Source organism: Saccharothrix sp. 6-C (assembly GCF_016695385.1).
GTDB lineage: Bacteria > Actinomycetota > Actinomycetes > Mycobacteriales > Pseudonocardiaceae > Actinosynnema > Actinosynnema texasense.
The window spans coordinates 4,354,599-4,379,618 of record NZ_CP064192.1; the positions used below are offsets into that span (position 1 = coordinate 4,354,599).

Annotated in this window: 8 protein-coding genes and 1 pseudogene; 3 read left to right on the plus strand and 6 right to left on the minus strand. The window is 66.1% G+C overall.

Going from position 1 to position 25,020, the window contains the following annotated elements; translation table 11 throughout:
• Positions 1-515 precede the first annotated feature (515 nt).
• The 4 genes from IOD16_RS18210 to IOD16_RS18225 all read right to left on the minus strand — a co-directional run bounded on the left by IOD16_RS18210 (position 516) and on the right by IOD16_RS18225 (position 17,500).
• Complete coding sequence (locus IOD16_RS18210; protein WP_201440993.1) at positions 516-6,410, minus strand: AAA family ATPase; 5,895 nt, start codon at positions 6,408-6,410, stop codon at positions 516-518.
• A gap of 239 nt (positions 6,411-6,649) precedes the next feature.
• Positions 6,650-9,037 (minus strand): hypothetical protein, encoded by a 2,388-nt coding sequence (locus IOD16_RS18215; protein ID WP_201440994.1) that lies wholly within the window; start codon positions 9,035-9,037, stop codon positions 6,650-6,652.
• Positions 9,034-15,297 (minus strand): DEAD/DEAH box helicase, encoded by a 6,264-nt coding sequence (locus tag IOD16_RS18220; protein ID WP_201440995.1) that lies wholly within the window; start codon positions 15,295-15,297, stop codon positions 9,034-9,036. Before IOD16_RS18220 ends, IOD16_RS18215 begins: the two co-directional genes overlap by 4 nt.
• Positions 15,298-15,763: 466 nt before the next feature.
• Positions 15,764-17,500: a winged helix-turn-helix domain-containing protein gene (locus IOD16_RS18225; RefSeq protein WP_201440996.1), complete on the minus strand. Its 1,737-nt coding sequence runs from the start codon at positions 17,498-17,500 to the stop codon at positions 15,764-15,766.
• A gap of 256 nt (positions 17,501-17,756) precedes the next feature.
• On the opposite strand from IOD16_RS18225, the gene IOD16_RS18230 reads away from it, so the two are divergent.
• Both IOD16_RS18230 and IOD16_RS18235 read left to right on the plus strand, forming a co-directional pair.
• Complete coding sequence (locus IOD16_RS18230; RefSeq protein ID WP_201440997.1) at positions 17,757-18,191, plus strand: hypothetical protein; 435 nt, start codon at positions 17,757-17,759, stop codon at positions 18,189-18,191.
• 718 nt (positions 18,192-18,909) lie between these two features.
• Entirely contained in the window at positions 18,910-20,304 is a 1,395-nt protein-coding gene (locus tag IOD16_RS18235) for a hypothetical protein (RefSeq protein WP_201440998.1), read from the plus strand.
• A gap of 13 nt (positions 20,305-20,317) precedes the next feature.
• Here IOD16_RS18235 and IOD16_RS18240 read toward each other — a convergent pair whose 3' ends face one another.
• Positions 20,318-21,238 carry a hypothetical protein gene (locus tag IOD16_RS18240; RefSeq protein WP_201440999.1) on the minus strand — a complete coding sequence of 307 codons (921 nt, stop codon included), beginning with the start codon at positions 21,236-21,238 and terminating at the stop codon, positions 20,318-20,320.
• Positions 21,239-21,527: 289 nt separating this feature from the next.
• On the opposite strand from IOD16_RS18240, the gene IOD16_RS18245 reads away from it, so the two are divergent.
• Positions 21,528-22,535, plus strand: coding sequence for an IS630 family transposase (locus IOD16_RS18245; protein WP_236595075.1), 1,008 nt, complete (start codon positions 21,528-21,530; stop codon positions 22,533-22,535).
• 109 nt (positions 22,536-22,644) lie between these two features.
• Here IOD16_RS18245 and IOD16_RS18250 read toward each other — a convergent pair.
• Positions 22,645-23,938, minus strand: a pseudogene (locus IOD16_RS18250) (IS701 family transposase); the annotation flags it as partial.
• Positions 23,939-25,020: the final 1,082 nt, after the last annotated feature.

A 25,020-nucleotide genomic window follows, 5' to 3' on the forward strand; every position in this document is an offset into this window, starting at 1 on the left:
CGTTCGTCCGGAGACGTCGCTTCTGACCGGTCAAGTCGCTCAACGCCCTAACAGCGTTACACCGCACCCGTCCGCACTCTTACTCAGCGAGACGTCGTTCGGAGCAGTGATTACCTCAGCAGTTCATGAGCATGATTCCTTTACGAAGTAGGGCGACATTGCCCACGGAGCACTTAACCGCAATTCTGGCACACTCACCATCTCAAAGAGAGCATCTCACATGGCAGTTCTAGGCAATGCGCTGAGGCAAAATGACATTGTGGCGAGGATGCATGGACACAAGCGTTTAATCCCTGGTACGTAACACAAGTTTGTGCAACAGCCGCACAGCTGGCCCAGCCGGCGCTGCACACTGAACGTGGCTAGGACGCACCGCGTTCAGACACTCGGGGTGCTTGCGGCTAAACGCTGGGTCAAAGCCATCGCTGAGCCCGCTTCGGAGTGCAGGGAGGCTTATGTGCAGACGGGGTGGCCTCCGGTCCTCGACCGATGGCCACCCCGTCACACAAGCCATGTCAGCGATGCGGCCAACATGCGGCGAGCCTGGGCTCAGGGAGGAACCGGCCGTCCGCGTCGACGTTGAACACCTGAAGGGCAATCAGGCAGTCAACGGCGATCGACGGGTCCGGCACCACCAGTTCGGCAGCTGCCTCGAGGTCTGCTCGGCTGACACCAACCGAACCGATCATCTCGAGCATCGTCTCGAACGCGGTGCTCAGTTCCTGATCCGCCAAACCCACCTGCGCCACGAAAGCCGCGGCACCGCCCGACGTGTCGAGCTCCCGCTCCAGCTTGCGCAGCGCTTCGGCTTCCTCCATGCCGGAGGAGTTCTGCGACTTGGCACCAACGCCCCTGACCAGCTGCGCTGCCCTTTCCACCAACGTCGGCCAGCCACCGGTGACCCGGAGCAACTCGTTGCGCCGTTCCTCGTTCGTGAACATGGTCGCCTCGATCGACCACACGCGGAGCGTCGCGAGGTCATAGCGGCGGAGGGTCACGGTGCTCAACGACAGGGCTCCGGGCGCGCGGGAGCTCGCTTCGTCGATCTGCGCGAAGGTGTGCCGCCACAGCGCCATCTGCTCCGGACCCGCCACGATCACTGCAGAACGCGTCACGCCCGACGCAACAGGCGTCCGCGTTTGGGCAAGTTCCAGTGCCTCGAGACATGCCTGCTCGTGCGGCGCGAAACTGACCAGGTCGTCCAGGACGACCCGCCACTCCCCCGGCTTGCCCGAGACGAGCTGCTCCTCGAACTGGCGCCGGTTCCCGATCGGGGGCAGCGAGAAGCGGTTGCCCACGGCCGCTGCGGCATGCACAGCCGCAGGAACCAAGTGGATACCTGTCGCCTGCGACCCCAATACGACTCGCACCTGGTTGCGATGGTCGCCCAACAGGTCGTCAACTTGAGCCGCCGTCAGGGGTGAACGCCTGCCGTCCTCCAGCTCCTGCCTTGACTCCAGGGCGAGGAACTCGTCCGGTACGGACCTCTCCTCGGCCGAGAACAGCTCCGTCTCGACATCGTCCCGGGTGCCGATCATGCTCAGAACGTTTGCGCTGCGCAGGTGCCACCCTCGTCCGTCGTTGTTGGGCGCGAGCACCCCCAAACCGATCATTTCCTGGAGGTACGCGCGAAAGCCCTCGACGTCGAGCTTGGCGAAACCGTTCTCCCAGTAGCTGCGGCACTCCTCCCTCAGCTGCTTGTCCGTCAGCCGGGAGTCCAGTCCCTGTTCGTGGGCGTGGTAGGCGAGCACGTGCGCGATGACTCCGTACCGGTGGTCCAGGTTCAGCGTCTCGTGGAACGCGGCCCGGATGTCGGCGCGGAGGTCAGCGTGCGTCTCCACCGCCTCCACGTCACCGCGCGTGATCACGTACGGCGGCTCGGCACCCCGGGCGAGGCCAGCACCCCGTTTGAGGTGCATCGCCTCGATGAGGCGGCTGGCGAAGATCTGCAGCAGGAACGGCTGGTACGAGCAGTACCCCAGTACACGGTTGACCAGGTCGGGGTCCTCGAAGTCGTACCCGAGAGCGGCGAGAGGTCTGGTCAGCAGGTCTGCCGCGTGCTGAGGACTAAGCGGACCAATGACCGTCGGGCGTTGTGCCATGTGCCCGAACGGGGCGTTGCGAGCGGTCTTCGCGTAACGCTGCACCGAGTGCAGACCCGCGAAGACGACCTTCACCCGCCCGTTGTTCATCTGACCCAGCGCCTTGAGCCGGGTCGTCTCCGAGAAGTCAGGCATGTCGGCTTCGAAGAACTGATCGGCCTCGTCCAAAAGCACGAGCAACCGCCGCGACGGATCGGCGTCCAACCATGCCTGGACTCCCTTCTCGACCAAGTCCCGCGATCGCCGGTCGGGCGCGTTCTTGCCTACTGGTGGCACCACCTCCCTTCTCTCCAGTGCCTTGTGCAATGCATCCCAGATCGCATCTTGACTGATCGGCGAGTTCGCACGGATGCCGACCGCCTTGAGGTCGAGATAGAGTGCAACGCGCTCACCCACGGTGTGACGCTGGTTCTCGAACTGCTGGGCTGCACTGTGGAGGAGGGCAGACTTCCCCAGCCCTCGTCCGCCGAACACCAGTTGGGTGCCGTCCGGGTCGATGACGCTGCGTCGTTCCTTGTCGCGCCCATAGAACATCTCCGGAGCGACCACACCGCGCTTCTGCCTGATGTAGGGGTTCACGCTGGAGAACGGCAGCAGCACGTTCATGGTCGCCGTCATCTGCCGGTTGCCGTGAGCGGCGAGGTAGGCCAGCGCCGCGTCGTCCACGACCACGACAGGCGCGCTTCGCCCTGCGGCCTTCACAGCCAAGTCTCGCCGGGTCTGCGCGCTCATCGTGCCGAAGTGCACGATCAAAAGGCTCTCACCCGATGGATCACCGTCGGCCCAACTCATCAAGAGCTCGGCGCTCGGTCGTCCCCACGCCAGCAGCACGCGCAGCCGCCCGTCGAGCTTCGAGCCGAACGCCGGCACCAGCGCGTTGCCGACGATCGCTCGCACCACCACCTCGACGAAACGGCGGTCGTGGCTGCGCGGCAAACTGTCGAGTCGATGCAGGTTCGACACCTCCAGGCCGATCATGCGCAACGCCGGGAAAATGTGGGCCGCCATGGCGTTATTGCTGGTGTTATTGCGCAACGTTGGCTCGACCTGTGACAGCTGTCTCCAACTGTTGAGCGATTCGGAAGCCATCTCGGCGAGGTCCGGGCTCAAGGCACTGAAGTTGAGTACGGGACAGTCGTCGACGACACCCCGCCGGCCCACCAGCGCCACCAGGTCGTGACTGATGCCTTCCGCAAGGGCGTTGGGAACTGCCGGGAAAAACCTGGTGAGGTCCAGTGATTGCGAGACCGAGGGGACGTCTTCATCGATCTCCAGGAAGTAGATCAGCTCCTCGGCCGTGGACAGCTGCCCGTCGTCCAGGAGCCGGACGACCCGCTCGTGGGTTCCCGAATCGATCTGCTCGCTGCTCTGCAACTGCTCCAGGCGAACGGTCAGGCGCGCCGTGGCCTCGGCACGGTAGCGGGGCAAGAGGTCGGAGACGCGGCGCAAGGTCTGATCAACCGACACAAGGTCATGGGCAAGGTTCCGGCGCGCGTCCTCGAGCAGGCTGGTCAGCTCGCCGTCCTGTTCGTCGGAGATCGCGTTGTTGAGCCGTTCACGGCGCAACGTCGTCAGGAGGTTCTCCCGCTCGTCCGCCAGGGCGACGCGCTTCTCCTGTTCCGCCCGGTCCACCGCAGCCGCGCGTTCGACCAATCCCTCTACGCTGCCGCTCTCCTGCGGGATCTTGCCTGCCGCCGCCAGTTCCAGCAGGAAATGGGCGCCAGCGAAGTTGTTCGCGCCCACCAGCCCGCTCAAGGCGTCGTCCCACGAGCGGTCGACGACTTCTACCAGGGCCCGCAGGGTGGTCTCGCGCGGTACGACGACGCGCTCCGTCCCGTGGTCCACCGTCGCGTCGGCCAACTTGAGCAGTTCCGCAGTCAGCACGAGTTCAGGCGACGGCTCGCGTGCCGGCAGCTTGCGTGTGCCTTCGAGGATGTCGAAGGTGGTGATCATCGCGTGGGCTGCGGCCCGTGCGGCGGCGGCCGTCAGCAGATCACTGTGGTGCGTCAGCTTCTCCAGCGCGCCGAGGGCTCCGCCCCGGCGGTCAAGGACCGCGCGGCGCATCTCAGCGACCTCGCCAGCGCTCCAGTGACGGGCCAACATTTCGCGGTTGTCCAGTGAGCGGACGGCAACGACCCAGTCGGCGAGCGGCTTGAGCGCTTCCTGGACCAGGTTGAGCAAGTCTTGCCGTCCGGCGCCCTCGATCGGTTTGCCCGAGGTCCCTTGGAATCGCCGGTCGAGCTTGTCGAGTTCGCTCTTGACGAAGCTGCTGGTCGACAGCTTATCGACGAAATCGGCGACTTCATCGACAGCAGCGCCGTTGTTGCGCTCCACCAGGCTCAGCGGTCGACCGAGGATGCCCCTGGCGTCCAGCCAGATCTTGCTGATGTCGGTGGCGCGCTTGAAGCGCAATGTCCGGTTTCGGCTGCGGATGTGCCCTGCGGCCTGGGTGATCGTCTGAATACCCCGCTCGACCTCTGTCACGTCGGCAAGGACGAGAGGAGTCTGAGCCTCGGCCAGAATCCCGTGCAGTGCGCGACGGCCGATCTCCTCCGCCACACTGTTCAGGTTCGGTTCGAGGTGCGGTGCGAGCTGATTGAGCAAAGCGCCCGTGGCGTGCTGCCCGGTGACCAGGGCGACCCTGATCAACGCCGGGACGGTAAGCAACAGGCTCGGCGTGTCTCCGGCGACCTCGACCGCTTCCAGGTTGTCGAACTCGTCCTGCAGCAACGTCGCGACGGCGCCCGCCTGGTTGCGGACAACGCCCGCCAGCGCGGCGATACGCAGCGCCGTGAACTGGACGTCGGTTTTCCCGGTCGCCTTGAGCACTTCGGCTGCGAGACCGAAGCGCCGCTCCTCGACCAAGTGAGCGAGGGTGTCGTTGATCGAGATGTCGAACAACACCCTGCTGACATCCCCGGCTGGCGATTCGACCTCTGCGTGAACCGGCTCGGGCAGGACGGTGTCCGCCGGTTCCTCGATGACCTCCGGCACAACCTGCCTCGGCAAGTCGACACCCGGCAGCGGAGCGGCGGCCGGCTCGGCGATGGTGTCGGTGTCCGAGGTTGATGGTTCCTCCACGGTCTTCTGAGCGTCCGTGTTCTCCGGCGAGTTTCGGACACCGTCGGGCGCGAGCAACAGCCCTGCCTGGACCGCGAGGAACGACAGCTCGGGCCGCGCCGAGGACCACCTCATCACGAGGGGCATCCGTTCCGCGTTGGCGGAATCGGTGGCTACCAACTCAACGAGCACGCCCAACGATTCCGCTCGCTCGCGCAACTCCTCGTCCCAAGGGTCTGCGGCGAGCAGCTCCTGTGCCTCCTTCTGCGCGCGGGTCAACTGCTCCAACAGCATCGGAGGTTCGTCAGGGCCGCGGAGGGCGCACACCACATGGAGAAGTTCCCGCGCGGCGGCATCGCCTTCGTGCGGTGTCAATTGTTCCACGGCCGTCCGGAGGGCAGCGACACTCTCGTCCGTGACCACCACGCCCGCTGCGGACAGAGCAGTGGCGAGGTCGTCGAAGGACTCCCGCGTCTTGATCAGGACATCGAGGTCCCTACGGAGGGGCACCTGTTTCGCATCCAGCCGCTTCACGACCTCCTGCGCGGCGCCCAACGCGCCAGCGAACACCGCGTCGAGACCTTCGACTGCGACCATCAGGTCTTCCACTGACTCCGACGATGCCTCCGGTGACTCCTCGGTCCGGTCGTCGTCGGTGTAAGGAAGCAACTCGTCATCCATCGCTTCATCCAGCGAAGCGTCACCCTCCGGATCCACCACCTCGGCTGCCACACCGTGCTCGAACGAGGACGTCACGACAACGACCTGCTCCGATGCCGCAATGACTTCCTCGACCTGCGCGTCGGACAGTCCATCCATCCGGAACCACCCTCTTCCCGCCGCCCAGAGCCAGATCCGGGCGTCGTGGACCGAGGTGAGCCCGTTGGCCCAGACCGCCACCCGACAGAGCGCTTCGCCCCACTTCTTCACCGGGTAGTCCGACTGACCTCGGAACGCCTCGTCGCTGAGATCCATCCACGCACCGAGCGACAGCGCGGAGACCGCATGTCGGAGGTCGTGCTCATTGGCCCGCGCGATTCTGGTGGCCACGTGCTGCCCGATCGCGGAGTTGACGTTGCGTGGCCTGATCGTCAGGCCGAGTGGTTCGAGCACCGAGCGGCGGTGCTGCCACGGGATGGAGCGCAACGCTTTGATCACATCAGCGACGTCGAGCTTCGACACTGCGGCCCGCAGGACATCCCGGCACGACATCAGCGCCTGCTCCAACGCGTCGAGGGCTTCGTCCACCTCCGCATCGACGCCCAGGGGCCATCCGGACGTCGGTGACACGGGGTACGGGCGCCCCGAGTCGTACCGACATCCGGAATGAGATCGGCGATGTCCGCCCATGGACCCTCCGCTTAGTCATCGAAGCACACCGCACAGGTGCACGGCATTACTCGGTTTTTCACATCACAGGCACGTGTCGACGGGTATCGGGCAGCGAAGGGGAAACGTTACTTCGCATTCCACTTATGGAGCAACGCTCAGGTTCGCCTCGTGAACGGTGCGATGTAGGTGTAGCCGTCCGGGAGTTCTACAGGTCCCACCAAGCCGAAACGTTCGCGGTCCCGACGGTAGGCGCGGCGCTGGTCGTCACTCGCCGCGTGCCCGCGGTGGCCGATGCGGCGCAGGTGTCCGGCGACTTCCGACTCGCGCACGAACTTGGCGTCCAGTCGTTGCCGACCCGCCGACCGCTGGCGTCCGGTCACTCCGGTCACGATCACGGGTTCGTAGACGAGGACCTCCACCGTCCTCTCTCCCGGCACGGGTGGGAACCGCAGTCGTCTGGCAGCCGGGTCGTAACTCGCGGCATCCGTTCTCAGCGCGGCACCTGCCACGAGGCGGTCTACGACATCGTCGAGGGCGGTTTCATCGACGTCGCGCACCTGTGCGGCGTTGGGGACACCGTAGATAGCTCTCGCCAGGTTCACGCGGGGCAGCACCGCTCGCCCGTCGGGGTCCAACAGGCCGAGACGACGTACCGTGCTGAGTACCCGCTGGGAAAGCGTGTTGGCATCCGTCGGCATGGTCGAACTGCCCGGTCCACCAGTGCTCCGCTGACCACTGCCGGGCGCGGTGTCCCTGGTGAGGATTCCAGGGTCGTAGCGGTGCTCGATCTCCATGTCGTCCACCGTGATCGGGACGTCCAACAACGTCGATTCCACATGAACCACGCCCGCACCGCGTGCCCACGTGCAGGTCAACACGATCCCCGGAAAGAACTCCAAAGGCCATTCGATTCCGCGAAGCAGCGGCCTGGGTCCGTACAGCTCGGTTTGGGTGTCCTGCTGTTGTGCGCCGCGAGGCAATTCGTACCCAGCATGAGTGAGCATCACTCTCAATTTCGGTACGGCCCCGCGCATCTTCGCGGCCACGTGCTCGGGTATCGGCAGGACGCCTTCAACCTGATGGCTCAGTCTCAACGGCTGACTCCAGCTCAGCTGGCTGTCGGTCACCAGTAGCGGACCGAGTCCCCAGTCGTCGCGTTCAGCGTCGAGTTCGAACTCGACGGCGAGGTCGGTTTCGGGTACCTCGGTGGCCTCTGGCACTCGCTCTGTAAGCGTTTCCGACCAGCCTCGCCCCAGTGGTTGCGTGGGATCGAGGCGCGCGTCCACGCTCCCCGGATACTCGGCCCGCCACACTCCACCGCCCTGCCACGCGTCGTCGAGCCGAAGGCTCACCTCGTCCTCGAGCAGGCCGGTCAGCTCATCGGACTCGCCGCGCACGTAGTCGCTCACCACTGAGTTCACATGACAGACCGCCAGCGGATAGTAGGTGTTACGGAGGAGCTCAGCAGCACCTCGCACATCCCGTAGGCGGGGGCCGATCGCGGTATGGAGCACACGCCTGCGCGGCTGCCATCGCGACGGCCTCTCCGGCAACGCTCCACGGCGCAGTTGAGTGGCGATCGTCTCCAGGTCCGGCCCGCCCAACGGGCCGTTGTCGCGGAGCCTTGCGGCGAAGCCGGCTCGAGTGAAGGCGTAACCACGCCAGATCCGCAGGTTGGCGGACCGTCGCAGGGCTTCCTCGACCGTGCCGAACAAGCCCAGCAGAGCGGCCTCGTACTGCTCGGCGCCTGCGTCCCGGGTCAGAACAGCGCCCAGTGGCATCGGCGCCAGGCTGCTGAGCAACAGGTCACGGCCCTGAGAGAGGAGGTAGCGCGCGTAGAACGAGGACTCGTCCAGGTCGGCTTCCTCGCGGGAGTCGTACCGGGCATTGATCACGACGTGCCCGAACTCGTCCAGAACGCGGCCCTGCCGGCTGAGCCTGGCCAGCTGGGTGTCGGTGACCGAAAGCCCGTGGCCGAACGCGTCGACGTCGATCACCAGCCGCTCACGGAGCACCGGGTGCGGGTCAGCATTCGTCTCCCCAGGTCCGACCGCACCGGACGGTGCCCCCGAGAGCCAGGCGGGGAGGCTGCCGTCGTCACCGAGCTCGGGGTGAGCCCCTTCCTTGTAGACCACTTCGGCGAAGATGTCGTGCTGCCCCACCCCGAGCTTGACCAAGGCGCCCACCGGCACTGCGGCACCACCACCGCCGCCGGCTCCGACCGTTGGCAGCGAATCCAGGCTTTCAATGGCACCGCCGACGTAACCTCGCCTGCCCGTGTCGTAGCCGAAGTAGGCGGCGTTGAAAGCGACGTTGACGTGCACCGGACCGGTTCGCGCCTGCACTACCGCATCGAGGTAGCGGATAAGCCTGCCCTGGGACTCCTCGTCGGCCTCGTTGAGGCCAAGAACCATCTCCGGCGTGAGCAACGGCTTGTCTTCATATGGCCGCCACGCCGTTGATTCATCCACGGACTGGCCCTCGGCTGCTGTGGCCACCGGCCCGCGTGCAACGCCAGTGCGCACGCTATCCATGCGGTTCATCGCCCGGTCCTCCTGTCGACGTGGCCGTCGGAGGCTTCGATCGTTACGTCGAACACCGCCAACTGAGCTGCCGCACGCGCCGCCTTCGCCTGCTCACGCCGCAGATGACCGGCGTCCCGCCACAGAGTCCCGGTCCTCACCACGGTGCCAGTGGCTTCCAGGCGCCCCAACGACTCACCGATCTCTTGGACTGTCACCGCAGGGCCAGCACCGAAGAACCTGCTCGTGACAAGCCCGGATCGCAGGCGCACCCGCCGTTGGAACACGGGGTGGTAATAGGAGTCCTCGCCCCGGAGCGCACGGTGGACGTCCCGCTCATGGACGCCGTTGAACACTTCCCAGACAAGCCTCGACACCTGCTGGTCGAGCCTTCGTCTCCGGTAGGACGCATCGACGCGCTGCCCTGCAGGACGCGGACGATTCGTCATCAGCCTCACGGCCGTCGTGGGCTGGCGTTCACCAATCGGCCAGTTGCCGGATTCCCAACACGCGGAGCAGCGGTTGCCCTCGTGCGAGCAACAGCCTGCAGGCAGCTCCGCCACGCCGAAGTAGTCAGCGAACTTGCGGTTGGCACAGGTCGCCACGTCCTCGAAGAAGTCCTTAAGGAGCGCGATCTCCTCCCGGGCACGGGCAGCCTTTCCGGACAGCGCGGAGAGGAAGCCCGGCGGCAGTTCGGTGCCCAGGACCCGCAGCCCCGTTACGAGGCGTCCGGCAGGTGCGGCACTCACGTCGAGCAGACCGCGGTCGTGAAGGTCAGCCAACAGCTGCCACGTGCTCGGCGGATCTTCGGAGAGGTCGCGGTAGTCCGGGACTGACCGCGCGAGGTGGGCGTCCAATTGCACGACGTTCAAGCGGGACCGGTACAACCCGTCCCCGCGCCCCTTCCGGGCCGGCAGCGCGAGCACAACGGCCACCACCGCGCTCTCAGTGTCCGTTCGGTCCATCGCACCGATGGTCTGGTCCGGTCCGGCCGGGCTCACCTGGTGAAACAACTCACCGGGCTTGACTGCGCACAACGGCGGAAAGTCGCCAAGGTCCTCCACCTGCCCGAGCGCGGCAAGCGCGGCGAACACACGGATGACACCGGCCTGATACTGCTCGGCCGTCCGGCTCTTCATCGCTTCGTCACGACTGAGCATGCCTGCCGCCAGGTCCGCCCCGATCAACCTGTCGGCGATGTCGTGGGTGTCGAGGACGGCGTCGCAGGTCAGGACTGCACGCCCCATCTCCTGAAGCAGGGCCGGACGTAGATCCTGGCATGTCATGAATGCGACGGTTCGGATACCCCTGGTTGTCATCAAGGCCAATCCGACGTTGGCTGGAACCGCGCGGCCCTCAGCCGACGCGGCTCTTGCAGGACCGCCCTCTGCGGGCACCAGGTCTGCCGCTCGGCTCCTGCCCGCCACATCCCGGCCTGCACGACCTAGCTGCTGGTAAAGGGCCGAGAGGTCGGTTGGTGCACTAACGCAGAACACCGTTCTCACGTCGGGGCGGTTGATGCCCAGGCCGAACGCACTCGTGGCGATCACCACCAGCGGCACGAAACCTTCCTCTCCCCTGGTAGGTGCCTCCCTGAACTCGGTCATCACCGAAGACTTCTCCACTTCGGTGAGGCGTCCGTGGAAGCGGCGCACCCGGACCCCCGCCTCACCCAGGTACTCGCGCAGGTGGGCATGCAGCGAGACGACCTCCTTGACCGTTAGGCAGTAGAAGATCGCATGATCATTGATAGCGCCGAGCACTTCCTCCGCCAGTCCCGCGACGGTCCCGTTGTCCCTGCGCATCGTCCGCCGGAAGATCGCGAGTTCCGGACGGATCGGGTTCTCGCGGACCGTCACGAGAACGCCGGAACGAGCTTCAATGTCCTCCCCAGCCGGACCGCCGACTGGGTTCCCGGGCAAGCCGAAGACACCCTCGCGCAGGCCGGTGTGAACGGTGCGGTTCGCAGTCGCGGTCAACGCCGTGACCGGCAGACCGAACTCCTCCCGCAGCTCGTCGAGGAAGCGCTCGACGCGGCTCATCGAAGGGCGGAAGTCGTCCCACTGCACGAACGTATGTGCCTCGTCCAACACGATGCGGGACACGGTCCCATCCGCGACTGCCCTCCGCACCACGTCGCGGAACCGGCGCTGGCACAGTCTTTCCGGCGAGACGTACACCATGCGGATCCCATGGTCATGTCGGCCCAGAAGTTGGTCGGCAACCTCGGTCTTGCCAGCACGGGAGCTGGACTCGCGCATCGGTGCCACCAACGCGCGTACAGCGCCGCCGATACTGCGATTCAACTCGAGTGCCTGGTCATGCATGAGGGCGACCAGAGGAGAGACGACCAACGTGACACCGGGAAGCACCAGTGCCGGTAATTGGAAGCAGAAGCTTTTGCCGAACCCTGTAGGCAACAGGCCGAGGACGTTGGTTCCCCGGGCCACCGCAGCGATGATGGCCTCCTGAGAGGACTTCAGACGAGCCGGTTCATCCGACAGGTGCAGCAGGCCGCCCACGACCGCCGCCCTCTGGAGCACTTCAGCCTCGAGCGTGCCCTCCGCCTGGTGCCGCTCGACCTGCTCTCGTGTCAGCGCCAGTTCCCGGATTCGTCGTGTCTGCGGCAACAACGTGTGCTCGTGCAGTGCCTCGGCGGTACACAGCTCGGCCGCCCGTTCTTGCGTCACCAGCCCTTGATCGGCCAGAAAGCGCCAGATCCGCGCCCATCCCTCCGCCATCGGGACGACGTTGCCACCAGCCCGCTCACCCGTGACCGGATCCGCCTTGAGCAACCCCTGGGCACCATCGGGGGCGTCGTCGAGCGATCCGAGGAAGGTCTCACGGTAGGACCGTCGAAGGGCGGTCCTACCCGCCAGTTTCCGGTCACTGATCACGATGACGCCGCGGTGGCGCTCGGATCTGATGAGGCGACCGACCGCCTGCCTCAGCTGAAGGGCGGCCAGCGGCAGGTAGTAGGTCTGCGTCGCGACTGCGTCCGGGTCGTCCGCGTGAGCGGCTTCGGCCCGTGCCTTCACCGCTTCCCTACGCGCTTCGACCACCGGGGCAGCGAACGGAGCGAACGGCAGCTTGTTGATCCACACCAGGCGCAGGCGTCGCTCGTCCGCGACATCCACCCCCTGCCAGAGCCCTTTGGTACCAACGAGAAATCCGCCCCCGTGTTCCACATCCTTGAACTGCTGGTAACCGCGGTGGTTGCCCAAGACGAGGGTGGACAACACCGGTGTCTCGTCACCACGCCGGCGGAGCTCTCCAGCCAAGTAGTCCGCGATGCTGCCCGCGGTGGACCGGGCCGTCGTCAGCACAAGGGCACCGCCGTCGTAACCGCCCCTGGGATCACCGCTTCCCTCGCTGTCGGGTATCAGGGAACGGACTACTTCCGTCGCGTATCCGGCCAGTTGGTGCGCCACCGTCCGCGAAGCGGCCTCAGCTTGCTCCGCCCAGGACGGGAAGTCCGAAAGGCAGACGAGCTCCGCCTGTCGCCCCAGGTCGAACGGCGTGTTCAAAGCCAGGGTCGCGATGCCGGCGGGCAGCCCCAGGCGGGTCCGGATGAAATCCCACCTGCCTGCCACCCGCAGCGTGGCGCTCACGTAATAAGTACGGGCGAAGGTCGCCAGGAACTGCTGCCAGGACGAGTCCGCAGCGAGCTCGACGGGGCTACTTGAGATCCCGAACTGATAGCGCCGCAGACCCTCGCGCAGCGCGCCGAGTTCCTCGGCATAGACGACGCGATTCGAGACGTTCGGCGGAAGCTCACCCAGCGGCGGCTCTGGAACGTCCTCCGCTTCCACCTCATCGACCGGCACCTCGTCTTCGTCGTATCCGACGTCTGCGTCACCTGTCTGATCTTCACCGTCCGGCAGAGAGTCGGAACGCTCCGCAGACGATTCGTCCGCTTCAGGTGGCGCCTTGGCGACGGCTCCCACTACGGCGTCCATGTCCGACACGATCGAGTGGGCAGCGTCCCTGACTTCCGCGCACCTGGCGAGCAGCGCCTTGACACGCTCGAACTCGAAGAAGTCGGCCGCCGACTCGTGGGTCTTGCGGTAGGCGCCGAGCGCGCCAACCAACGCCTCGCATTGCCCGGCCAGGCGCATGAGCAGCCCTGCGAGCCTGCGCACTTCGATCACGCCCGCAGTCCCCGTATAGGAGCTGGTCAACGTGACGGTCCGGGATCCAACGACGACACCGGCCCCAGTGCCTTTGGCGTCGAACGCCGTGCTCGCCACCTTCGGCAGGTGCTCGTGGTCCAGCAGCGCCTCGAGATTGTTCACCGCGTCGCGCACCGACTCGCGGTCTTTGCCCGGCCGCGCGCCACCCACCCAGCTTTGGAGCTCGGCGAGAAGGTCTTCGACGGCCCGGTAGTCCACCGACGTTGTCAATGCCGCGGTCGCCGCGTCTTCAAGCTGGTGCGCCTCATCCACCACGAGGAGGGTGTCCGGCCCGAGCGCGACCAGGTCATCGATGTGAGCCAGCAGCAGCGCGTGGTTGGCCAAGAGAAGCCGATGGGACGAGAGCGCCTCACGCACCGTGTCGGTGTGCGAGGACACCGCTGATTCGGCATTCGCCGCGTACTCGCCGTTAGCGGCCTGGGACAGCGATTCGAGCCAAACTGCCAGAGCCGGTCCTGCATAGCCAGAGAAGAACGCCGGCATGTCAACCGCGTCGACAGAGTGAGCTGTCCATTGACTTCTCACGTCGTGTGCCGACAGCAACCTCAAAACGAGGTAGATGAGGATCTCTCGGAAAAGCGGACGTTCGAGGAACCGATTGTGATTCCGCAGTCGAGGCGAGCGCTGCTCACCCAACGCCGTTGCATCTGCGAGGGCAACGACGAGCGCCCGAAGCGACAGCCGGTTCGACTGGCCTTTGACGAGGTCGCTCGCGTTGAGCAACCCCGGTACCACAGCGTTGAGCCTGACCACGTCATCCGCGAGCTGTTGCTGCAACTGCTTGGTGAACGTGGTGACGATCGCCGTGCGGTCCGTACCACCGGCAAGCCAGTCGAGGGCCGCGGCCAGCACCGCAAAGCTCTTTCCGGTACCCGTGGGAGCCTCGACCAAGGCGGGCTTGCCCTCGTCCGCCCAGGCGTGCAAGGCAGAGGTCATGGCCTCTTGTGCGGGCCGCCGCGTCGCGGCACGTCCATGGGACACCGTTGCGAGGAGCACGGGGTCGACCCGGCCATCTGCTCCCCGGAGTCGTTCGCCTACTTCGATGCTCACACGGGGGCGCTCCCACGCTGCGTGCGCGCGCCGGGAGGGCTGCACCGACAGGTGCGTCGACAACAGGGCCGCAATGTCTGCGTAGACATGCACGCCGGTCTTGCCCAGAACCTGGCCATCGACAGCCACGTCGACTCCCGCCGCGAGTTGGCGGACCAGCGTCCACGTCGTCGAATCGGGACAGACCGAGGCCACCAGGTCGAGAAGTCCCGGCTCCCAACCGGCCACGACCCTGCCCACGTGATCCATCAATCGGCCAAGGAGCACGCAGTCGTCGACGGCGTCGTGCCAGTTCAACCCTTCCCGCTCCACCCCAAGAGCATCCACCAGAGCTGCCAACCGATGGCTTTTCGCCGAGGGCCACAGAGCCAACGCCAAGTAATAAGCATCAATCGTAGACTGTTCCAGTCGCGGTAGCTGCTCTCTGTCGAATGCCTCCGCCAACGCCGGGAAGTCGCTCTCCGTCCCGTTGTAGCTCACGATGACGTCCGCACCTGAACAGTACTGCTGCAATGCGAGCAACGCCTCCGCAGGGGGCACGGCGCTCGCTTCATGACGTGCGCGAACCTCGGGCGATCGGATGCCGTCATGACCGTCCGGCAGAGACACAAAGCGGCCGAACACCGGCTCCTCATCGACCCAGGCGGCGTCTCGGCCCATCCTGATCGCACCGATCTGGAAGATGCGCCTGTCCGTATACGGCGCGATCGCAGTAGTACGCACAACGCACTCCAGGTCCACCACCACAGCGCGTACGGCACCATCGCGGTTCAACTGCCGGAAGTTCTCAACTACCGCTCCGCGGTCTTGAACCGCATGAGCATCGGCCACAGTCAGAACTTCACCGACCTCGATCAAGGCGCCCGCCGCTACCGCTTCATCGATGAGCTTCCCCATGCGACTCGCGGGCTGCCCTCGGAACGTCGATCGTGCGGCCGCGACCAGCTCACTTCTCGTGAAGCCCCGGTCCGCCTGCACAACTATCTTGACCACCTGCTGCGCAGCGACACTGATCCCGGCCCCGTCGACGTCGGTCAAGCTTCACCTCTCAACGCTGAAGCGAGGTTGTTTCCGGGTGTATCCGGCGACGGAGGGCGACCGTTACCTACTTCACCGAACCGTTACAACAGCAAAGATCCGGCCCTCTGCGGACACTGGACCGAGCCTTCAGGACATTCCGAAGTCCATCAACCGCAGTAGCGCACCAGCGTAACGGAAACACGGATTCCTTCAAGCGCTTCACCCAGGTGCACGCAATAGTTGGCGACGGATCTACCCCTTCCCCAACAGGCCGAGCGCTCATTCTCTGAACATGGTTGCAAGCCGATATTCCGACGGCAGCGCGGAGGATTACAAATGAATCGCCGGTGCGCTACACCAGTACGTTCGCCTATCGGCGACAGAATGCTCATCGCGACTCGCTCAACCGACTGCCCATCGGCATAGTGGTATCTAACTCCGCCGCATACGTCCGGCTGTTAAGTGGCCTAGGGTCGTGATGCCGTCACGTGGTTGGCACATCGGCGACTGGCCAGTTCACCGGTTCGATGATCCGGGTAATCGGACGGGTGGCTGCGTGGAACCGGAGTCCTCGAGGTCCGTCCACGCTGGTGGAGGGAAGGTCGATGAGCCAGTCCAGTGCGGTGTCGTCGACGTTATCCGGATCGACGAGGTCGGCGAGGAACTTCTCCGCCCCCAGGTCGTCGTAGGGCGGGGGCAAGCTGATACCGGCAGCGGTGGCGTCGGTGACGACGGCCCGGCAGATCGCCTCCCACCTCCCCTGCCCCCACCAATGGCACGTGTGATCGGTGGAGCCACCGATCGTCAACAGCCGGAGGGTCGCCTCCGGACCGATCACCTGCTCGTCGACCCGCCGCCAGTCGTCGAGGCGCTTGGCGACCGTTTCGCGGACCTCCGGCCACCCTTTGCCGAAGAGCTCGGACACCGCACGTCCATCGGGCAGGCCCCAGGACGGATCGGTCAGCGCCGACTTGAGCGCTGCCCAGTCGACGCCCTCGAACGGGTCGACGTGCTGCTCGACGACACGGGTGACCGCGATGTTGATCCGAGCCATCAGGACGTCGTCGGCCACGTGGTGCGCCTCGACCGCCGTGTCGTTTCGCCAACACCAGGCGGCGATGCCGCGCGCGGCCGCATCGGGCACGAGATCCGGCAGAACATCCCCACCCAGCATGGCGACGACAGTGTCGAAGTAGAGGTTGAGGTAGGGGTCCTTCTCCATCTCTGCGGCGACTTCCAGCACAGGCATCTCGCGGTACCGTGACGCTTCTTCGAAGATCCACTCGGTGTACAGGACGTCCATCACCTGCCGCAGCGACACGTCGGCGTCTTCGTCGACCTCGACGCGTGTCGCGTCGAGCAGCCCGAGTGCCCCTGCTTCGCGGCTGACCTGCTCGACCTGCGCCTCCGGCGTTCCCGTGAGCCGGATGACCACCTCGTCGTCGAGCACGCTGAAGATCTGCGGCCACCCGCCCGCGTACTCGTGCGGGAGGAACTTCAGCAGGTGCTCAGCGGGGTAGTACTCGACGTCGAACGCCATCCAGGTCCGGTGCAGCGTCACGTACACCACCGGGCCGGTGTCCTCGTCGTGTTCACACCACGGACCCGTCTCGTCTTCCGACCACCCGGCCCAACTCAGCCGCTGGAGGAGTTGCTCGAGGTGGTTCAGGTGCTCGTCCCACTGCTCGGAGGTCGGAACATCCTCCTCCGGCGCCCGCCTCCGCAACCGCCCGAGGAGCCACCGTGCTGCGGCCGGGTCGTCGACCGCGATGAAGATGGCGTTCTTCCGGGGCTCCTCCGCATCGAGCGAGAACTGCCCGTGGAGGGAAGCGCTGAGACCTTGGCCGGCGAGGATCTGCCGCATCTCCGCAGCGATTGCTTCCAACTCCTTGTTGTCGTCGAGGATCGACTTGCGCTGGGCCGCCTTTTCGGCGGCGATCCGCCGTTCTTCGCGTTCGCGCGCCACACGGAGGCGGGCCACGTGCTCGGGGGTGCCCCAAACCTGGTGCCGGCCGGCATTGGACGCCAGTACTACGCCCTGGTCGCTGAGTCGCTGGAGCGCGTAGGACACCTCGGGCTGTGACAACTCCAGACGCTGCGCGACCTCGGCCACGGACAACAGCGCGGGTTCATCGGTCCGCCCGGTCAGCAGCCACAGGACCTGTCCCTCGGAGGTCCATAACGGGTCGGCGTCGAACGCGGTCCGCTCGTCCGCGGTCATATGAGTCCGGCACGCCGGTGCGAACGCCTGCAAAGCACCGGAACGGCGCCGGAGGACCTGGCACGGTGTGCCAGCCTTGGTCGGACGCCCGCACCGCGGTCGGTCTTGCCCCATGTTCGCTCAGCCCCCTCGACTCCGTCGAAACGGGCACCAGCATTCCAGAGTCGAAGATCGGGGCGACGGGATCCGCACCGAACAGGCGCCGAGGCATGTCGCGTAAGCCGTTCGAGCGGATTGATTCCGTAGGACGGGTGATGTGTCGACGCCTCCCTGGGTTCGGCGCCCGGTCTTCGTGCCGGGTCGCGTCATCGCGGACGAGTCGCCAGAGGCGGAGGCGCCCGCCGAAGCGTGGTCGGTGCTGCTGCCGGGGCAGGAGTTCGTAGGGGCGTACATGACCTCGCTGTTCGCGGCGCAGTACCGGGTGATCGTCGATGCCCTACTGGCCGAGCAGGACACGAGCCTGACAGGTCTGTCCTACGACGAGGGGGCCGCCGCGATCCGGGCACACCTGGTCGCACGGGTGCCGGAGGACGTCGTCGATCGCCTGCTCGCCAGGCACAGCGCTTCGAGGCCGGTTCGGGTCCACCGTTCCAACCACATCTCCTGGGTGCCATCCTCCTCGGCAGTTCGACGGTCCGTCGACGCGCGGCGACCGGACGCGATAAATGGTCAGCCCCAGGCGTGCCCGTAACAGTGAGTGTCGAGACGATGCTATACAGTTACCGAAGTGTCCAGGGAGGCGTCCATTCACGTCGCAAGGCAGCAGATCGGCTTTGCGCTCGATGGCTTGAGCAGGAACAACGGCCACCACCAATTCGAGCACCTATGTCGAGACCTCGCGCGTGTCAGCGTCGCGCCGAACCTCGGCTGTACCGGGAGGCGGACCCAAGCCGGTGATCCGGCTACTGGCCGAGCAACTGGGCGTGCCCTCGGCGGCGTTGCGGACCTGGTCCGGCAGGACGAGACCGACCGCGGCAAGCGGGACGAACCGGCCCAGCGACCGAGTCCGAGGAACTGCGCCGCCTCCGCAAAGAGAACGCGGAACTTAGGCGCGCCAATGAGATCCTCAAGGTCGCGTCCGCGTTTTTCGCGGCGGAGCTCGACCCGCCCCACCGACAGCCGTGAACTCGTCGATCAGCTTCGCGACGGCTTCGAGGTCGAGTTCGTCCTCCGGCTTCGCCAGCGCCGTCGGTGATCAGGCTGTGCTTGAAGCCGGTCCGGTGTGCGGGTGCCCTTTTTCAGCGCCCGCAGGTGGGGGGAGGCCATCGCGGAGCAGGACAATCGATCCGGTTGGCCGACCGGAGCCTGGACCGTCGGGGTTGTAGCCGCAGAACGCGCGGTCTGGAAAGATCTTCGGCGCTGTGTCGAAGGAGACATCCGGAGGTCTGAGCCCAGGGAGGAAGCAGACGGTGCGGAATACGGCGCTGAACGACAAGCAGCTGGCCGTCCTCAAGTGGGTGCGCGAGGGGTGCGCGGATGGCGTCTACCAGGGAACCGCGCACCGCCTGGTCGCTCGCGCGCTGCACCACCGCAAACTGATCGTGGTGAACGGCAACGGACCTTCGTGGAGCGCGCGGATAACTGATGAGGGCACCTACTACCTCGAACACGGCGAACGCCTGCCCGCTGACAACCGTCCTCAAGCCGTCGACCGGACGCTGGCCGACGACCTCCCGGAAAGCGGTCGTTCCAGGCAGGACCGGCCTTCGAAAACGAGGAAGCACGGACCAGTCGACCAGTTGATGACGTCGCTCACGGAAGCACCTGACCACCGCATCGCTGTACCGGCCAGCGAGGCTGGAAAATACCGGCGACTCGCCGGCATGGCGAGGAATCACGACCGGATCCCAGACGGGTTCCGTATTTCCTTCGGGCACTCGCGAGACTCAAGCGGCCTCATGGTGACGTTGATGCTGGAGCCGGTACCCCCCTGGCAGACCAGAGTGCTGGACCCAACACATGTCTCGCGCATGTTGTCGTCGTGTGACGTCGTCCGCGTGCTGATGGACAGTGAAAGCTTCCCGGTCGCCGGTGAGCCACGCGACCGTGCTTTCCGTCTGATGGAGGCATTGGTGGTCGGCGCGCGAGAAGCAGGAATGACCGTGGAGACCGGATATCAGACTCACGGCCGCTCCAGGCCCGCCGCTCGCACAAGGGACGAGGTGACGTTCCGCATCGGCCAGGACGTGTTCCAGCTTCGTTTCACACAGGCTACCCTGCGACGTCCGCATGAGCCGACGGAGCAGGAACTCGCCAAGGCACGCCGCGGCTACCTGTTACCGGACTTCGATGAGGTCCCGGACGAGCACCTGGGCCTCGTTCTGGACGGGCCCGGTGCCCAGTTCTGGGGAGGCGCGTGGAAGGACACGGGTGAACATCGCCTAGAAGACGACCTTGCGCAGGTGTTGGAAGAGATCCAACTTCGTCACGGATACCTGGCAGACATGCGCTTGAGGGAGCAGGAGCGGCAGCGACAAGCCCAGGAAGCACGAGCGGAGCACCAGAAACGGATCGAGGCGGCACGCGAACGTGCGGTCGCTGCGCATCGCGAACACATGATCGACGAAGACGCCCGTGATCAGGCCCGACGCTGGCAGGAGGCGAACAACATGCGCGCCTACGCGGCAGAGGTACGCCGCCGCGCGGCGGAGCTGGACACGGACGGCCGAGAGCGGGCGTGGTCGTGGGCGGAAAGGATCACACAGGTCGCTGACGCCGTGGACCCGTTCCCAGGTGAAGCCGTTCCACCGCAGGACATCGCGGAGCCTTCGGAGAGCGACCTGCGGCCGTTCATGGGGCTGTGAGTCACCAGCGGCGCTACCTCCACCAGCGGCGGCGTGGAACCTCGATGTACCGAACGGGTGTCTCCGACGGCTTCAGCGGACGGTCGACGACGGGACGGTAGTTTGCCGGCGTGATGCGCTCTTCTTCGTGCACCTCCGCGATTACATCGGCGAACATGCTGTGGCCGTTCTCGCGCAGTTGGTCGATCAGGCGCGTGACGAGCAGGTCCAAGCGTCGCACTTCGGCTTCCGCCGCAGCCAGCCGCTCCTGCATTGAGACAGCGCGATGACCGCACCAGCCGCGTAGCAACTCGTGCAGCGGACGCCCGCGTTCGAGGTACCAGCTGTACTCCCACTCCGGATCCGAGGTCCGCTCCTCACCGCGATGATCGGTGTAGGTCTTGCCACGTTTGGCCTTCTCGCGGTACTTGCGCTCATCCTCGACCACCAGATCGAGTATGGGAATCGGGTTCACCCCGCAGGCGAGTTCGGCGATCAGGAGCGTTCCCTCGGGGGACACCATGGGATGATCGTCATCGGCGGTCATAGACTCGACACGCTCGAGGAGTTCTTCGACAGGGATGCCGATCAGCGGTTCGAGCCTCGCCGGATCGACGATGTCGGTCGTGCATGGTGACCACTGGAGTTCTGCCACTACATCGGGGATCAATGCCTCGAAGACGAACCCCACCGCGCGTTCCTCGATGTCGGTGAGCTCGAACGCGGTGACCCTCTCCCAGTCCGCCATCCTCGCGTCGTAGCGGTGGACATCCGACCAGGGACCGCGCAACCGCCTTTCCGGAACGTTCTCGCGTTTGCCCGCAGTCTCGCCGTCGAGGAACTCGATCTCGTACCGAGGGTTCCGCTTGCTGGTGTCGATCGCGATGACCCGCACACGATGGGAAGGGTCATGGTCACGTTGCCGGTAGATCTGCTCGTCGCCGATCTGAATCATCGCTCGTTAACCTCGTGGGTATCCTGGGGACGAAGGACTGGTGTCTTGTGCCGGTCAGGATATTGGTGGCACGCGGCTTCATCGTGACGTCGCAGCTCACGGCGCAAGCTAGTGGCGTGTCTCGGAGGGTTGACCCGGCAATCGATCGGTTGGGCTGATCGGCGTGGCTGGTCCCGCGTGTCGAGTGCGGGAGGTGGTCGTGGCTCGTCGTCCGAGCGTGTTCGTGAGGCCTTTGTCGATGGAGGAGGGCCGGAGGATCCAACGGATCACCAGGACCGCGAAGGATCCGGTGCGGCTGCGGCGGGCGATCGTGGTGCTGATGTCCGGCCAGGGCCAGGCGGTCCGCGACATCACCTCGTTGATGCAGGTGAGCGCGGACCACGTCCGTGACGTGACCCACGCCTTCAATGAGCGGGGGTTCGCGGCGCTGGACCCAAAATGGAGCGGCGGGCGGAGTCGGACGATCGGTGAGGTGATCCGTGAACGGATCTGCCTGATCGCCCGCACTGCACCCGCCGACTGGGGCATCACCGCGTTCTCCACCTGGTCACTCGCGAAGCTGCGCGAGCACCTGCTCGACCGCGGCACCGTGGCCGAGGTCAGCCGGGAAACGCTGCGCCGCATCCTGCGCGCCGCCAGCGTCTCCTGGCAGGGCACCACCACCTGGAAGGCGTCCACCGACCCGGACTTCCTCGCGAAGATGCACCACCTCCTCGACCTCTACGACCATCCGCCCGGCGACGGGCGGGTGATCTGCGTCGACGAGTACGGGCCGCTGAACCTGACGCCGCGCAAGGGCAGGGCCTGGCGGCCCGCCGGGTCGCCAGGCCGATTACGGGCGACCTACAACCGCCACCACGGCGTGATGCACATGCTCGCCGCACTCGACCTGACCACCGGGAAGATCCACGACCGGATCCGGCGCCGCAAACGTCACCGCGAGTTCCTCGACCTGCTCAAGACCCTGCGCGCCCGGTGGCCCGGCCAGCGGCTCTACCCGGCCATGGACAACTTCTTCCCACACCGGCACCCCGACGTCCGCGACTGGGCCGCCGACAACGACGCCGAACTGGTGTTCCTGCCCACCTACAGCTCCTGGCCGAACTGGACCGAGGCCGAGTTCGCCGCCCTGCGCTACTTCGCCCTCAACGGCACCGACCACCGCACCCACGCCGAACAGGACGCCGCCATCGCCGCGTTCATCCGCTGGCGCAACGCCCGAGCCCAGCCCAAGACCGGCTTCGCCACCGACTCACCCATCCGCACCTGGACCCATTACCCGGCCAAGGCTGCGTGACAAGCCACTAGTAGGACTTCGTTAGGTGCTGTTGAGCTGCGGCTTTGTTGGCGGTGTTCGGGTCTGGACGGGTTGTTGGCAGGTGTGGCAGTGGCCGGTCCAGACCGCGAGTAAGTGTTGGAGGTGGCGCAGGACGGCGTAGAGGGTCAGTCCCGCGCAGGGGCTTTTGGGGTGCGGCGGAGCTTGGTGCAGATGGCCTGGGCGAGGGAGGCGAGGGTGACGTGGCGGTGCCATCCGAGCCAACTGCGGCCTTCGAAGTGGTCCAGGCCGAGGCCGTCCTTGAGTTCGCGGTAGTCGTGCTCGATGCGCCAGCGGATCTTGGCGATCCTGACCAGGTCGCGCAGCCGGATGTCGGGTGGGAGGGTGGACAGCCAGTAGTCGGTGGGCTCGGCGGCGCCGGTGGGCCATTCCGCGAGCAGCCAGCACTCCGGGAGACTGCTGTCGGCGTTCTTCGGGATGTGGCGGTTGGCCGGGCGGACCCGCAGGGCCAGGAACCGCGACCGCATCCGTCCGGTCGGGTTGGCCGGGCTCTTGTGGGAGCCGTGGCGCCAGACCACGAACTTCCCCGCCGACCGACCTGCGGCCATGGCCAGGGTCTTCAGGTCGACGGGCGGGTCGGGGTAGCGGGGTTCGGGTCGTCGGCCGATTCCGCCGTGGGCGGGTGTGACCGGCGCCGCCGTGGCGGGATGGGCGGTGGCGATCGGGTTGACCGCGACCGCGTAGGTCAGTCCGCGGTCGGTGAGTCCCTGGCGGAAGCCGGAGGCGTCGCCGTAGCCTGCGTCGGCGACCACGGGCCGGGCGGGCAGGCCCCATCGGATGAGTTCGTCGATCATGTCCAGGGCCAGGCGCCACTTCTCCCGGTGCCGTTGGTCCTCGGGGATCGCGCACCGTTGCCGCCTGCGCCGGGTTTCGGCGGCCTGGTCCGGGGTGGCGGCCTTGTGGTCGTCCCAGGACTCGGGCAGGAACAACCGCCAGTCCAGCGCCGCCGACGCCCAGTCGGTCACCGCGTGCACGCTGACCCCGACCTGGCAGTTCGCGGTCTTGCCCAACGCGCCGCAGTACATCCGCGCCACTCCCGGCGACGAGGTCCCGTCCTTGGGGAACGCGGTGTCGTCCACCGCGAACGCGTCCGGATCGACGAAGTCCGCCGCCCACACCGCCAACCGCCGCCGCACCTCCACGTGATCCCACGTCGAGGTCGTGACGAACTGCTGCAACTGCTGGTGATCCACCCCGAGACGCTCGCCCATCGGCTGCATCGACTTGCGCTTGCCGTCCAACAACAGCCCACGCAGATACAGCTCGCCCTTCGCCCGCTGATCACGCCGGGCGAACCCACCGAACATGCCAGCAGCGAAGTCCTCGATCACCGGGCGAACCAGCGCCATCTCCTCCGGCCTCACCGCCACAGAAGATCACACAACCGACACACCCCCACACCCGACCTAACGAAGTCCTACTAGTTGGCGGAGGTCGTGGCGGAGTTCGGGGGTACATGGCGGGTCGGCGCCCAAGGCACCAAGATCAACCGGTAGAGTGCTCGGCGTGCCTGAGCTGGAACTCGTCCTCGGGGCGCTCCGGTCGCCCCGATCGATGCCTTCGAAGTCGCGTTCGCGGACGACGACGGTGAGCAGCGCCTGGAGCTGACCGTCGCCCTGTCCGTGCCGTTCGAGGCGTGCCGCCCGGTCCGGGGGTCACCTCTTAAGGACCAACGCCACCTCTCCGGGTGCTAGTGGACTGCGACGGCCGGCACGTGCGAGGTGGTCGCAGAACAGGCCACGCCTGACCCAGCAGACCAGCTACCGCCAGGGGTAAGTTCGTGCTGTCCTCACCCACTCCAGGGGACTGCTCACCCCCCTCCCCAAGGCTTTGAGGAATGGTCGTTTTCCCACAGCACCTGCCGGAGACCGCTGTAGTCGCCCTTGGACTCGACCGCAGTCCACAAGATGCCGAACAGGTTGGACCCGCGCGGTTCCCCAGGTGTTCGGTCGCCTTGAACAGGTCCACCAAGGTCTCGGGCATGCCGTAGGCTGCGTAGAAGTCCTCGTTCCCTTGCCACGCTTGCAGGGCACTGCCGAGCGTGTCCAGGGTCAGGTGCCGCGCGTAGCCGACGAGCAACTGGCCCGTCTGCGCTCCCTGCTGAACTTGTACACCTGCCACCTGAGCTGGATGACCTTGTCCAGGAAGTATGGGTCGGGCTGCTGGCCGGCCTACGTCGCGTAGTGCCCGAGCACCTCCAAGCGCTGTACGGGGCCAACTCGGAGAACTTGTCCTCCAACTCAGGTAGCCGCTCGCGGAGCAGCGCGCTGGGCAGCAACGCGAAGAGCTGCGTCACCCACTCGTTCAGTGCGGCGTCCGGGTTCACCGTGGTGGCCTTGCGCACGAGGGCCTGCAGGTGGGTCAGCTGCCCGGGGGCCACGTTCTCCCCAGAAGAAGTCGCAGGTGCCGAGCCGGATGACCGTTCGCATCTGGGAGGCGTTCTTCT